12 protein-coding genes and 1 pseudogene are annotated in these 12,775 nt (G+C 37.7%); 10 read left to right on the forward strand and 3 right to left on the reverse strand.

Annotated elements, in window-relative coordinates:
* Positions 1-42: 42 nt before the first annotated feature.
* Positions 43-333, reverse strand: a complete 291-nt coding sequence (locus tag EHW89_RS02775; protein WP_126466619.1) for a hypothetical protein — start codon at positions 331-333, stop codon at positions 43-45.
* Positions 334-448: 115 nt separating this feature from the next.
* Here EHW89_RS02775 and EHW89_RS02780 point away from each other — a divergent pair, with 115 nt between their 5' ends.
* Together EHW89_RS02780 and EHW89_RS02785 are read left to right on the forward strand one after the other, a co-directional pair.
* Positions 449-850, forward strand: a complete 402-nt coding sequence (locus tag EHW89_RS02780; RefSeq protein WP_126466620.1) for a winged helix-turn-helix transcriptional regulator — start codon at positions 449-451, stop codon at positions 848-850.
* Position 851: 1 nt separating this feature from the next.
* On the forward strand, positions 852-1,652 hold the full coding sequence (locus EHW89_RS02785; protein ID WP_126466621.1) for a DUF2785 domain-containing protein: 801 nt from the start codon (positions 852-854) through the stop codon (positions 1,650-1,652).
* Here EHW89_RS02785 and EHW89_RS02790 read toward each other — a convergent pair.
* Positions 1,649-2,430, reverse strand: a pseudogene (locus EHW89_RS02790) (metallophosphoesterase). The gene EHW89_RS02785 and the pseudogene EHW89_RS02790 overlap by 4 nt on opposite strands.
* A gap of 186 nt (positions 2,431-2,616) precedes the next feature.
* Here EHW89_RS02790 and EHW89_RS02795 point away from each other — a divergent pair.
* The 4 genes from EHW89_RS02795 (at position 2,617) to ftsX (ending at position 6,435) form a co-directional block, all read left to right on the forward strand.
* The gene (locus EHW89_RS02795) at positions 2,617-3,429 is read left to right on the forward strand and encodes a Cof-type HAD-IIB family hydrolase (protein ID WP_126466622.1); all 813 of its coding nucleotides are present in this window, start codon (positions 2,617-2,619) and stop codon (positions 3,427-3,429) included.
* Positions 3,430-3,624: 195 nt separating this feature from the next.
* Positions 3,625-4,720 (forward strand): peptide chain release factor 2 gene (gene prfB, locus EHW89_RS02800; protein ID WP_126466623.1). Its coding sequence is split into 2 segments (ribosomal slippage): positions 3,625-3,696 and positions 3,698-4,720, totalling 1,095 coding nucleotides; the frame shifts between segments, so codons are not numbered across the junction.
* Between the two features lie 103 nt (positions 4,721-4,823).
* A complete protein-coding gene (ftsE, locus tag EHW89_RS02805) occupies positions 4,824-5,516 on the forward strand; it encodes a cell division ATP-binding protein FtsE (protein ID WP_003025346.1) in 693 nt (230 codons plus the stop codon).
* Entirely contained in the window at positions 5,509-6,435 is a 927-nt protein-coding gene (gene ftsX, locus EHW89_RS02810; RefSeq protein ID WP_003037328.1) for a permease-like cell division protein FtsX, read from the forward strand. Before ftsE ends, ftsX begins: the two co-directional genes overlap by 8 nt.
* A 92-nt stretch (positions 6,436-6,527) precedes the next feature.
* Here ftsX and EHW89_RS02815 read toward each other — a convergent pair whose 3' ends face one another.
* Entirely contained in the window at positions 6,528-7,163 is a 636-nt protein-coding gene (locus EHW89_RS02815) for an MBL fold metallo-hydrolase (protein WP_126466624.1), read from the reverse strand.
* Between the two features lie 136 nt (positions 7,164-7,299).
* Between EHW89_RS02815 and EHW89_RS02820 the strand changes: the two genes are divergently transcribed.
* The 4 genes from EHW89_RS02820 to EHW89_RS02835 all read left to right on the forward strand — a co-directional run bounded on the left by EHW89_RS02820 (position 7,300) and on the right by EHW89_RS02835 (position 12,703).
* The gene (locus EHW89_RS02820) at positions 7,300-9,759 is read left to right on the forward strand and encodes a bifunctional DnaQ family exonuclease/ATP-dependent helicase (RefSeq protein ID WP_126466625.1); all 2,460 of its coding nucleotides are present in this window, start codon (positions 7,300-7,302) and stop codon (positions 9,757-9,759) included.
* Between the two features lie 122 nt (positions 9,760-9,881).
* Complete coding sequence (locus EHW89_RS02825; protein ID WP_126466626.1) at positions 9,882-10,862, forward strand: YeiH family protein; 981 nt, start codon at positions 9,882-9,884, stop codon at positions 10,860-10,862.
* 47 nt (positions 10,863-10,909) lie between these two features.
* A complete protein-coding gene (locus EHW89_RS02830; protein WP_126466627.1) occupies positions 10,910-12,142 on the forward strand; it encodes an FtsW/RodA/SpoVE family cell cycle protein in 1,233 nt (410 codons plus the stop codon).
* Between the two features lie 12 nt (positions 12,143-12,154).
* A complete protein-coding gene (locus EHW89_RS02835; RefSeq protein ID WP_126466628.1) occupies positions 12,155-12,703 on the forward strand; it encodes a DJ-1 family glyoxalase III in 549 nt (182 codons plus the stop codon).
* Positions 12,704-12,775: the final 72 nt, after the last annotated feature.

The following is a 12,775-nucleotide window of genomic DNA, read 5'->3' on the forward strand; positions in this document are numbered from 1 at the left end:
ATAATAAAAAATTGCCGTGAATACGACAATTTTAAGTCCTTATTACAAGCCATAAATACGAACATCTGGATCTTGTTTCCAAAGTGGTTGAAGTCCAACAAAAACATCATTTTTGAACATATCACTTTGTAGATAATTTTGAGCGTGCTCAACAGAGTCAAAACCATGTAAAACTTGCACATCTTCTGTGCGAATAAGTAAGTTCTTGCTCACAGCCCCTTCGATAGTATCTAGAAATGGCTTGCGATAGTCATTATAAACTTTCGCTACGGCAGGACGACTTTCATCCGGAATATCTAGAGTGATTTGTAAATATGCTTTAACCTGAGACATAGTATTAAGTCTCCTTTCCTTTCCTTTTATTTGAATTTATTATAAAATAGTGCTATTTTAAATGCAATACGTTACCAAATTAGTGAGTAACTAACTATTTTGTGAGGAGGCAGATATGTATCAACGAAAAATTGAAAGAGAACTCCGCTGTCCATTAGAATATGGGTTAGATATTTTTGGAGGAAAATGGAATTCGCGCATTATTTGTATTCTTTTTATCAAAGGCTCATTGCGCTATAATGAGCTAAAAGCAGAAATGCTAGATATTACAGATACTGTTCTCTCTAGAACTTTGAAAGAATTGATGCAAAATAATATGGTAGAAAGACGACAATATAATGAAATCCCTATGCGCGTTACTTATCAGTTGATAGAAAAAGCAGAGTCTGTGATACCAATTTTTGAAACGATATGTCAATGGTCAAAAAAGTATTTAGCGCCTGATGATATTAATAATAGTATTTGTGGACAGTTTCTTAAACAGGATGGTGAGTTTTTCATCTTAGCCGAGGAATAAAATGGTAAGAATAAAAGATAGGTTACAGCAGAGGTTACTTGATAATCAAGTGCATTATGAAAGAGAAGAAATTCTTTGGATGTTAGATTATATCGGTCATCCTGATTATAAAATACGAGATGAGTTAATTTTTGTTTCTCTAGCTAGAGCCATACAAGAACAACTATTTACAAAGGATCAGTTTGATTTTGTAGTGATTGAGGCTCTAAAACGACAGGGACTCTTGTATAAAAAAGAAGAGGTTGGTCAAGAGACTCTGACTCGATCTTTTACGGCTTTATTATTCGCTAATTTGCTACATGCGGATGCTAAGAAAAATTCACTTTATTTTAAAAGACTTTCTAGTCAGCAAAGAATGGCTCTATTTGAACAAGGAATGTCTTATTTGCTGTATGAAAATGATAGGACTGGCTATTCTGAAGAATATGGTTGGGTGCATGCCTTTGCTCATGGTGCAGATCTTTTAGTTGAGATTATTTGTCACCCAGATTTTCCTATAACACGAGTAAATGAAGTTCTACAAGTATTAGAAAAGATTTTTAAAAGAGTGAATTGGCGCTTTATCAGTGATGAGGACTGGCGTTTGGCACGAGTCATCTATCAGGCTGTTTTAAATGATAGACTCTCACAAACCAGAGTTGCAGCTTGGTTAACTTCACTTGACTTTCCACTAGAAAACTCAACAGACTTCTTACAATTTTCTAATGCTCGTTCGTGCTTGTTAGAAGTTTATCTTCAGTTAGACAAAGAAAAAGCTCTCTCAGACGAGCTAAGAGAAGCTATTCAGTTGTTTTCGTACTAAATATCAAAAATGATAAGGGCATCTTCTAGTTCTTTTCGGAGGTGCTTTTTCTTATATGATTGGAAAAGAGATAAGTCTTTTACTGCATTATAGCGTTTGTGGAGACGGTACATTTGAGGGATTTTGTATTGAGGATAATCTTCAAAAAATTGCTGAGTCAACTGCCATTCGCGGATGTAACCAAGAGGTCTTGTATGATAGCAGACACCGTCAATCATTCGAGCGGAGTGGCGGTGGTGAAGATGACCAAAGACAACATCTTTCACACCATATTTGACAAAGAGATTATGAAAGGATTGACTACCCAGAAAAGCATTAAAGCGCTGAAAATAAGGGTGATTGTAAAGAAAATCTTTGTGAGGAACAAAATGCATAGCTAGGATAATAGGATCATTCAGAGAAGCTAAAATTTTTTCAAGTTGTTCCAAGCTATGCTGCGTAAGTGCAGGATCATCTGTATCGCGGTTCAATCGCCTATCAAACCAGAAAAATTGCTTGATCCGTTTGTGTTCTTCAAATGTTTTTTCAGGAACAAATCCATAGTCATACCAACCTGCTAGGCTAATAAACTGAGTCTGCCCAAATGATTGTATGTTGAAATCGTGCTGTTGAATCTCATCTTCAGTCATTCCTAGCATGTCATGATTGCCTAAATTGTAAGAAGCGGAGAAGGACTTTTTGAGCTTTTGTAAAAAGGCAAACTAATGTGCTCAAAATCATTAGACAGATCCCCTGCGAAATGAATATGATCAACCTTTCTTGCTGCTAATAGTTCCATTAAAATAGTGATTTCTTAATCAGTAAATTGGTTTGAAACCAAATGAAGATCACTCGTAAATGCTAAATTTGTCATGCTCCTAGTGTAGCATATTTGAGGTAAAATGAAAGAAATAAATTTTTCGTCAAAAATCATAGGAAAGTTTAAGTCTTTTGGTGTAAAATAGAAGCAAGAGGAGGTCTACGAATGATAAAATTAGTAGCATTTGACATGGACGGTACATTTCTGCACTCAGACAATACCTATGATGTGGAGCGCTTTGAGAAAATTTATCGAGCATTGCAAGAAAAAGATATAAAAGTGGTCGTCATTTCAGGCAATCAATATGCCCAACTGGCTTCATTTTTTCCAAAATATCAGGATGAGTTAATTATTGTTTCAGAAAATGGAGCACTAATTTTTGAGGGAGAGAAGCTATTACGAGAAGAAAAAATCGCTAGAACAGAGATTGAAAAAGTTTTAGATGTGCTTGTGTCAGAAAACTTAGAAAATGCAACAACTCTTTGCGGACTTCATTCTGCTTATTTGCTCAAGTCAGCACCCAAACAGTACAAAGAAGAAATTGCAATTTATTACCATGCTTTGAAAGAAATCTCTAATTTTCAGGATTTACCAGAAGATGATTTTGTCAAGTTAGCTTTATTGGTGCCAGAAGAAAAAACAGATCAACTCCTTGAAAAGCTAAATCAAGTTACTGGTCAACTCGTTCAGGCAGTTTCAAGTGGACATGGTTCGATTGATATCATCCAAAGAGGTGTTCATAAAGGCTCTGCTCTTGAATTACTTAGTCAGCATTTTGGTATTGCACCACAGGAGATGATGGCTTTTGGGGACGGTGGAAATGACCTAGAAATGCTAGCTTATGTGGGTCACAGCTATGCGATGGCAAATGCTTCTGAAAAGGTCAAGAAAACAGCAAAGTATCAAGCACCAAGCAATCAAGAATCAGGCGTTTTAGAAATTCTCGAGCGAAAGGTTGTAAAGAAGGGACTATCATGAATATCATTTTGACGTATCTAACCTCTTAATATTTTTAGCCAGATGGCAATCTATCTAACAATCATGTAACAAAGAACGAAATTTCTTGATTCAGAATTAGAAATTTTATACAATAACTATTATTGGACTCTGTCAGAAATTAGAAAAAAATACTGACTTGTGATATAATAAAACGATATGTGAAAAGAGGTAAGTATGGATATTTCAGAAATTCGTCAAAAAATTGACGCAAATCGTGAAAAATTAGCTTCTTTCAGGGGGTCTCTTTGACTTAGAAGGTCTGGAAGAAGAAATTGCAATCTTAGAAAATAAGATGACAGAACCTGATTTTTGGGATGATAATATTGCAGCACAAAAAACATCTCAAGAATTAAACGAACTTAAGCAAACCTATGATAACTTCCAGCAAATGACTGATTTATTTGACGAATCAGAGATTTTGCTTGATTTTCTACCGGAGGATGATTCTGTACAGGAAGAGTTGGAAGAAAAATTAGCAGAGTTGGAAACAAAAATGACCAGCTATGAAATGACACTCCTCTTGTCGGAACCTTATGATAATAACAATGCTATCCTTGAAATTCATCCAGGCTCTGGTGGAACAGAAGCTCAAGACTGGGGGGATATGTTGCTGCGGATGTATACACGCTTTGGCAATGCTCATGGTTTCAAGGTTGAAGTATTGGACTATCAAGCGGGAGATGAAGCGGGAATTAAGTCTGTTACCTTGTCTTTTGAGGGTCCTCATGCCTATGGTTTGTTGAAGTCTGAAATGGGAGTTCATCGCTTGGTGCGCATTTCGCCATTTGACTCAGCTAAGCGTCGTCACACTTCTTTTACTTCAGTGGAAGTCATGCCGGAGTTGGATGACACGATTGAAATTGAGGTGCGAGACGAAGACATCAAGATGGACACTTTCCGTTCCGGTGGTGCTGGCGGGCAAAATGTCAACAAAGTTTCAACCGGTGTTCGTTTAACCCACATACCAACGGGAATTGTGACACAATCCACTGTTGACCGCACACAATATGGAAACCGTGATCGGGCAATGAAATTGCTTCAAGCGAAACTCTACCAAATGGAGCAAGAAAAAAAAGCAGCTGAAGTGGATTCCTTAAAGGGAGACAAAAAAGAAATTTCTTGGGGAAGTCAAATCCGCTCTTATGTCTTTACGCCCTATACCATGGTGAAGGATCATCGAACTGGTTATGAAGTAGCCCAAGTTGATAAAGTCATGGATGGCGATTTAGATGGCTTCATCGATGCCTACTTGAAATGGCGGTTAAACTAAACATTAAATTTACGAGAGTGGCGCAGACATTATAATTGCAATGCAATCATGGTTGTTTATTCCACTCCCTCAACTATCTTACGAAAGGAACTCTTAACAATAAATGTCAATTATTGAAATGAGAGATGTTGTCAAAAAATATGACAACGGGACAACAGCCCTGCGTGGTGTGTCCATTGAAGTAGAGCCAGGAGAATTCACCTATATTGTAGGTCCTTCTGGAGCAGGGAAATCAACTTTTATTCGATTATTGTATCGTGAAGTGAAAGTTGATAAGGGAAGTCTGCAAGTTGCTGGCTTTAATCTTGCTAAAATTAAAAAACGTGATATTCCAATGTTGCGTCGGAATGTTGGCGTCGTTTTCCAAGATTATAAATTGCTACCCAAAAAGACGGTGTATGAAAATATCGCCTACGCTATGGAAGTTATTGGAGAACGCCGTCGGAATATCAAAAAGCGCGTTATGGAAGTGTTGGATTTGGTTGGTTTAAAACACAAAGTCCGTTCATTTCCAAATGAACTCTCAGGAGGGGAGCAGCAGCGAATTGCCATTGCTCGTGCGATTGTGAACAATCCTAAAGTTTTGATTGCCGATGAGCCGACAGGAAATTTGGACCCAGATAATTCGTGGGAAATCATGAATCTACTGGAGCGAATTAACCTTCAAGGAACAACTGTTTTAATGGCCACTCATAATAGCCAAATTGTAAATACTTTGCGTCACCGCGTTATTGCCATCGAAAATGGTCGTGTGGTGCGTGATGAAGCAAAAGGAGAATACGGATACGATGAATAGTAGATTTTTAAGTCACCTGCTTGAATCGCTCAAAAGTTTGAAGCGAAATGGTTGGATGACAGTTGCTGCAGTCAGCTCCGTGATGATTACACTAGGGTTAGTCGCAATCTTTGTGTCAGTCATTTTAAACACGGCGAAGCTAGCAACAGATATTGAAAATAATGTGCGGGTTATGGTCTATATGCGACCAGATACAGCGGACAATGAAGAGACTATTACAAAAGAAGGTCAAACAGTCAAAAATGAGGACTATCATAAGGTATATGATGCCCTCAACAAAATGTCAAATGTGAAATCAGTAACATTTTCTAGCAAGCAAGAACAATTAAAAAAACTAACAGAAGTCATGGGTAAAGATTGGAAACTCTTTGAAGGAGATGCCAATCCCCTACATGACGCTTATATTGTTGATACAACTGACCCTAAATACGTTACCTCTGTCGCAAACAATGCGAAGAAAGTAGAAGGGGTTTCTGAAGTAGAATACGGTGGAGCCAATACAAAACGTATTTTTGCGTTAGCTAATTTTATTCGTACATGGGGAATTGTAGGAGCGCTCCTCTTAGTCTTTATTGCTGTTTTCTTGATTTCAAATACTATTCGGATTACGATTATTTCACGTAGTCGTGAAATTCAAATTATGCGTCTGGTGGGAGCAAAAAACAGTTACATTCGAGGTCCGTTCTTGTTAGAAGGAGCTTGGATTGGCTTGCTTGGAGCAGTTGTTCCAGCTGGTTTGGTCTATTTTATTTACGAAATGGCCTACAAGTCATTTAATCCATCTCTTGCTAGTCAAAATCTTTCAATGATTGTACCAAAAACCTTTATTCCATTGATGATTTCCTTCCTTTTTGTAGTAGGAATTATCATCGGAGCATTTGGCTCGGTTCTCTCAATGAGACGATTCTTGAAAATTTAAAAAAGAAGTGATAATAAAAACCCTATTGAACCTTGATCCGAAAGTTAGACAGAAAAATCTAACTTTTGAGATGCAGTTCATTTAGGGCTTTTTTAATGCAAAAATGGATTAAACATTTTTTCATGGACAATGGTGGTTTGAGGACCATGACCAGGGTAAACATCATAATCAGGCAAGGTCAGCAACTCGTTTTTGATGCTAGAAATGAGTTGTTCTATATTTCCAGTATAGAGATCCGTTCGACCAATTGATTCGCAAAATAAAGCATCGCCAGTTAAAACAAAGTGCTCGTTAGGAAAGATGATTGAAACACCACCGATTGAATGTCCTGGTGTTGGTACGACGTAAAAATAAAAATCATCTAGACTGTAAGGACTATGATAGTCAAAAAAGACATCGGCAGGCTGGAGAATGATGTTATCAATATCTTGGTGGCGAGCTAGTCCAGATAGATTATACTCCGGAGTGTAAAGCCAAGTTGCTTCACTTTCAGCGACATAGACAGGTGGATGTCCAAAATATTGACGAACTAAATCAACACTCATAATATGATCGTAATGAGTATGGGTCAGCAAAATAGCTGTAATTGGCTTATTGATTTCTTGGATTTTTGCTGCAATTTTATCCCAGTCACTACCTGGATCAACTACGATGAGGTGATGCTCATTTTCTAAATAATAAGTATTTTCGTATGCTTGAGCGTTTAAAGTTTTATGAATCGTTATCATGAGAACTCCTTTCACTTCATAGTTTAGCAAAAAATATGAAAAATGACATAAAAGAAATATCAAGCTATTTATCAAGGGAAAATAAGGCGTAAAACGTGATACGAAATAGTTGGATTTATGGTATAATTTTTCTAATATGACACAAGAAAAAAGAAAATATGCTGTGGTGGATTTAGAGGCAACGAGTGCCAGCAGCAACGCAAAGATTATTCAAGTCGGGATTGTGCTGATTGAAAATGGTCAGATTGTTAAAACTTATGAAACCGATGTGAATCCTCATGAGAAGCTGGATTCTCATATTTGCCAATTAACAGGATTGACAGACAAGCGATTGAGAAGGGCGCCAGACTTTTCTCAAGTAGCTCGTGAGATTTATGAGTTGATTGAGGATGCCATTTTTGTGGCTCATAATGTGAAATTTGATGCTAATTTATTAGCAGAAGCCCTCTTTTGGGAAGGATTTGAATTAGTGACTCCGAGGGTAGATACAGTAGAGCTTGCGCAAGTCTTTTTCCCAACGTTTGAAAAATACAATCTAGGAATATTATGTGAACAGTTAGACATTCCTTTGAAACATGCGCATACAGCGCTTGCAGATGCCTCAGCAACGGCTACATTATTTTTAAAAATACAAGAAAAAATCCGAAAACTTCCGAAAGAATTAGTGGAATATTTGTTGAAATTTTCGGATAGTTTGATTTACGAATCACGCTTAGCAATAGAAGATGCTTTTAACCAAATGTCGGACATAACTTGCCACGATTTGATGAAGTGGCAGGGGATTTTTCTTAGAAAAAGTAAAAAAATTAAAAAAGCGAGAAAACTATCCAAAAATTTCCAACACAACATCAATTTACTGGATTTAGAGGAGCGAAAAGAACAAGATGAGTTTGCGCATGATGTAGAACGAGCTTTAAAAAGTCAGCAGCCAAGTTTTTTACAAGCTCAGACAGGTTTAGGCAAGACCTATGGTTACTTGCTTCCGGCTTTGGTTCAAACGAGCAAGCAAATTTTGGTAACGGTTCCTACGAAAGTGTTGCAGGATCAGATTGTAGCAAATGAAGGACAAAAGTTAGAAGAAATCTTTCATCTTTCTGTTCATAGCTTAAAAAGTCCTGCCAATTATTTGAAGCTTGACTTCTTTTATGACAGTTTGCAGCAAATAGATGACAATCGTTTGGTCAATCGTTGCAAGATGTTGCTTTTAGTTTGGCTCACAGAAACAGAATCTGGTGATTTGGATGAAATTGGTCAACGACATCGCTATCAGACCTACTTTCAACAGGTGCTTCATGATGGAAAATTGAGCAAAAAATCCCTCTTTTATGGTGCAGATTTTTGGCAAAAAGGTCAAGAAAAGTCCAAACGCAGTCGTGTATTAGTGACCAATCATGCTTATTTTTTGACGCGGCTAGAAGATGATAAATCTATAGTGGAGAATCGACTTTTGATTGTAGATGAAGCTCAGAAGTTGTTTTTAGCTTTGGAAAATCTCTCTCGAAAATTGCTCAATATGACAAAATGCTTGCAGCAGATTCAATCAGAACTTGAAACAACAGATACCATTTTGCAACATCGGTTAATAGAGGACATTCAATTTGAATTGACTCATGCGATGGAACAATTCCAACGTTACAAGAAAAATGAGCTAACGAAAGAAACCTGTTCCAAACTCCGACAAGATTTATCAGAGTTAGATCAAAGCTCTCTTTCTGACTTACGCACTATTTTTGCCACAAAATATGACCAGTTCTGGTTAAAAGAAGAGCAATTTGATGACTATCGAGTAACGATGTTGGAAGCTGCTTGCCTAGAAGTGCTAGATTTTAGAGCCTTGCTACCTGAAGAAGTGCAAGTCTTGTTCGTTTCAGCCACGCTTGAAATCAGTAAAAAAGTGCATTTAGCGCATTTACTTGGTTTTGAACATGCACCATTTTATCAGTTACCACAAAAGCAGAAACATCAGCAGAAAATATGGCTGGATAAGAATTTTCCAAATGTTGTAGACTTGGATGTGGACACTTATGCAGAATTGATTGTCAAATGGGTTCATAAATTAGCTACTCAGGAAGTTCCACTTCTCGTTTTATTTACATCGAAAGCGTTATTATTAGCTGTTTCAGAACGCTTACGCCTGCCTCACTTAGCCCAGTACAAGAATGGTGAAGCGGCTAATATTAAACGTCGTTTTGACAGAGGGGAAACGAGTATTTTACTAGGGGCTGGTAGTTTTTGGGAGGGAACGGATTTCTCCAGTCAGGAGCAAATGATTGAAGTTATTACACGGATTCCATTTGACAATCCGAGTGATTTCTTTACGCAGAAACTCAATCGCAAATTGCGGCAAGAAGGCAAGAATCCTTTTTATGATTATAGTTTACCTGTTGCGATTTTACGCCTAAAACAGGCTTTGGGACGTACAATTCGACATCAAGAGCAGCAGTCAGCAGTCGTCATTTTAGACAATCGCATGTTAACCAAACGTTACGGACGCCAAATTCAGACAGCCTTGGAAAAAATTGCTCCAATATCCGTCACAAGTATGAAAAAAATTCCAAAAGAAATCGAGCAATTTTTGAGGAAGAAATCTCCTTAACGTCAGCAGAGTAGAAGACTCAGTTAAAATGTAAACTGAGTTTTTTTGATAAAAGTACGAATTTCCTCCGCTGCTAGTTTTAAATTTTGTTATAATAGAAACACAAAGAAAGAAGGTTCGATATGTATCAAAAATATCTTTCAGGGATTGGCTTTGCTTTTGTACTAGCAGCAGTAGCTACTGTCTTGGGAAATTTCTTCCCCTTGATAGGTTCTAGTGTTTTTGCCATTCTTTTGGGAATTTTAGCTAATAATCTTTTTCAGATAAAGAAGACGTATCATGCTGGATTGGCCTATTCGGGTAAGAAATTACTACAGTATTCCATTATTTTACTGGGGTTTAGTATGTCCATTGGTCGGGTTTCTGCTACAGGCATCTCCTCTTTAAAAATTAGCATTTTAACTATACTGATTGCTTTTATTTCAGCTTATGTGGTAGGACGTCTGTTGGGAATGGGCAAAGTTCTAACCACTTTAATTGGATTTGGAACGGCTATTTGTGGTGGTTCTGCCATTGCAGCAGCTTCGCCGATTTTAGAAGCAAAAGATGAAGACATCGCTTTATCTATTTCAACAATTTTTTTCTTTAACATTTTAGCAGTTTTTATTTTCCCATTTTTGGGACATTTGATGCACATGAATGATGCGACATTTGGAACTTGGGCAGGAACAGCTATCAATGATACGTCGTCTGTTGTAGCGGCAGGCTATACCTACAGCCAGTCTGCTGGAGATTTGGCAACGATTGTAAAACTAAGTCGTGCTTTAATGATTGTACCAGCTTGTCTCATCTTTGCAGGAGTCCGATATGTACGCTCACAAAGCAGTCATCAAAAAGTCAATTTAAAGAAAATTTTCCCTTGGTTTATTTTGTGGTTTGTTGTGGCGTCTATTGTTACTAGTGTTGGGATTTTTCCAAGTTCGCTCGTTCCTGCAACGAAGTTCTTGTCACAGTGGCTCATGGCAATGGCTCTTGCTGGAATTGGTGCAAGAGTATCCTTTGGGCAATTTAGAAAAGCAGGCGCAGCGCCGTTGTTGACAGGAGCATTTGCTTGGTTTGCAGTTGCTGTATCTAGCTTAATTATTCAATACTTTTTCTCGTAAAAGTGCTTTAAAAGTGACTGACATTTATTACGTATGTTGGAGGAGATATGCCTTATCAAAAACGCTCGATTGATTCACGAGTGGACTATAGTTTAATATTACCGGTATTTTGTTTGCTTTTTATTGGTGTTGTAGCCATTTATATCGCTGTTAGTCATGATTATCCAAAAAATGTTTGGCCAATTGTAGGGCAGCAGATTGCCTGGATTGCTCTAGGGACAGTTATCAGTCTGGTTATCATGCTATTTAATACAAAATTTCTTTGGCAAATCACGCCATACTTATATGTGTTCGGATTGGCATTGATGGTGCTACCACTTATTTTTTATAGTTCAGAATTAGTCGCTTCAACAGGAGCAAAAAACTGGGTGACTATAGGACATGTGACCTTGTTTCAACCATCTGAATTTATGAAAATTTCTTATATTCTGATGTTGTCACGAGTTGTTGTTAATTTTTTACAGCGTTATAAAGATAGAGAGCGAACGGTTAAATTGGACTTCTTCCTGATTTTTGAGTTAGCCCTTTATACCTTACCCGTTCTGATTTTATTGGCATTGCAGAGCGACCTAGGGACTGCATTAGTCTTTATCGCAATCTTTTCAGGAATTGTCCTCTTATCAGGTGTGTCTTGGAAAATCATTGTACCAGTTGTTTTGACCATTCTGGTTGTAGGCGGTGGCTTCTTACTTATCTTCATTTCAAAAGACGGGCGAGCTTTTTTGCACCAAATTGGGATGCCAACCTATCAGATCAACCGTATTTTGGCTTGGCTGAATCCGTTTGACTACGCTCAAACCACTACTTATCAACAGGCACAAGGTCAAATAGCAATTGGTAGTGGTGGTCTCTGGGGACAAGGGTTTAATGTATCCAATCTATTGGTTCCTGTGCGTGAAAGCGATATGATTTTTACGGTTATTGCAGAAGATTTTGGCTTTGTCGGCGCAACGATTGTGATTGCCTTGTATTTGCTCTTGATCTATCGTATGCTAAAAATTACGCTGAAATCAAATAATCAATTTTATACATATATTTCAACTGGTTTCATCATGATGTTGCTCTTTCATATTTTTGAAAATATCGGAGCAGTGACGGGAATTTTGCCTTTGACAGGGATTCCACTTCCATTTATTTCGCAAGGGGGTTCCTCTATCATCAGTAATTTAATCGGGGTTGGACTCTTGCTTTCGATAAGCTATCAAAATAATCTCACAGATGAAAAAAAGATACGCTATCCTCAAAGACGTAAAAAAGTGGTTTTAAAACGATTAAAATAAAGGAGAAGAAAAATGATAAAAGTAGCTGTTATGTTAGCCAATGGCTTTGAAGAAATTGAAGCATTGACGGTTGTGGATGTTCTTCGCCGTGCAGGAATCCTATGTGACATGATTGGCTTTGAAAAAGCGGTAACAGGTTCTCACGGTATCGCAGTTCAAGCAGATAAAGTTTGGGCTGGAAAGTTAGATGATTATGAATTGGTGGTACTGCCGGGAGGAATGCCTGGTGCGACAAATTTGCGAGATGATGATCGTTTGATGTCAGCTCTACAAAAGATGCAAGAAGAAGGCAAATGGATAGCTGCCATTTGCGCAGCACCAATCGCACTTAATCGGGCAGGAATTTTAAAGAACAAACAATTTACCTGTTATGATGGTATCGAGTCAGATATTGAAACTGGAACTTACATCAAACAAACTGTCGTTGTTGATGGGAAAGTGATTACCAGCCGAGGTCCCGCAACTGCTCTAACTTTTGCTTATGAGCTGGTTCATCAGTTAGGTGGAGACAGTGAGCAGCTTGCAACGGCGATGCTTTACAATGATGTCTATAGTGATTGATGTTCTATGATACTAAAACTTATTTGGAATGATCCAAGTAAGTTTTTTTATGAAAATTCATGTCTAAAATAG

It is taken from the genome of Streptococcus periodonticum (assembly GCF_003963555.1).
GTDB lineage: Bacteria > Bacillota > Bacilli > Lactobacillales > Streptococcaceae > Streptococcus > Streptococcus anginosus.

Excerpts from the sequence above, each read along its gene's own strand:
- EHW89_RS02775 (WP_126466619.1), bottom strand. The coding sequence starts at position 333 with ATGTCTCAGGTTAAAGCATATTTACAAATCACTCTAGATATTCCGGAT.
- EHW89_RS02780 (WP_126466620.1), top strand. The coding sequence starts at position 449 with ATGTATCAACGAAAAATTGAAAGAGAACTCCGCTGTCCATTAGAATAT.
- EHW89_RS02785 (WP_126466621.1), top strand. The coding sequence starts at position 852 with ATGGTAAGAATAAAAGATAGGTTACAGCAGAGGTTACTTGATAATCAA.
- EHW89_RS02795 (WP_126466622.1), top strand. The coding sequence starts at position 2,617 with ATGATAAAATTAGTAGCATTTGACATGGACGGTACATTTCTGCACTCA.
- ftsE (WP_003025346.1), top strand. The coding sequence starts at position 4,824 with ATGTCAATTATTGAAATGAGAGATGTTGTCAAAAAATATGACAACGGG.
- ftsX (WP_003037328.1), top strand. The coding sequence starts at position 5,509 with ATGAATAGTAGATTTTTAAGTCACCTGCTTGAATCGCTCAAAAGTTTG.
- EHW89_RS02815 (WP_126466624.1), bottom strand. The coding sequence starts at position 7,163 with ATGATAACGATTCATAAAACTTTAAACGCTCAAGCATACGAAAATACT.
- EHW89_RS02820 (WP_126466625.1), top strand. The coding sequence starts at position 7,300 with ATGACACAAGAAAAAAGAAAATATGCTGTGGTGGATTTAGAGGCAACG.
- EHW89_RS02825 (WP_126466626.1), top strand. The coding sequence starts at position 9,882 with ATGTATCAAAAATATCTTTCAGGGATTGGCTTTGCTTTTGTACTAGCA.
- EHW89_RS02830 (WP_126466627.1), top strand. The coding sequence starts at position 10,910 with ATGCCTTATCAAAAACGCTCGATTGATTCACGAGTGGACTATAGTTTA.
- EHW89_RS02835 (WP_126466628.1), top strand. The coding sequence starts at position 12,155 with ATGATAAAAGTAGCTGTTATGTTAGCCAATGGCTTTGAAGAAATTGAA.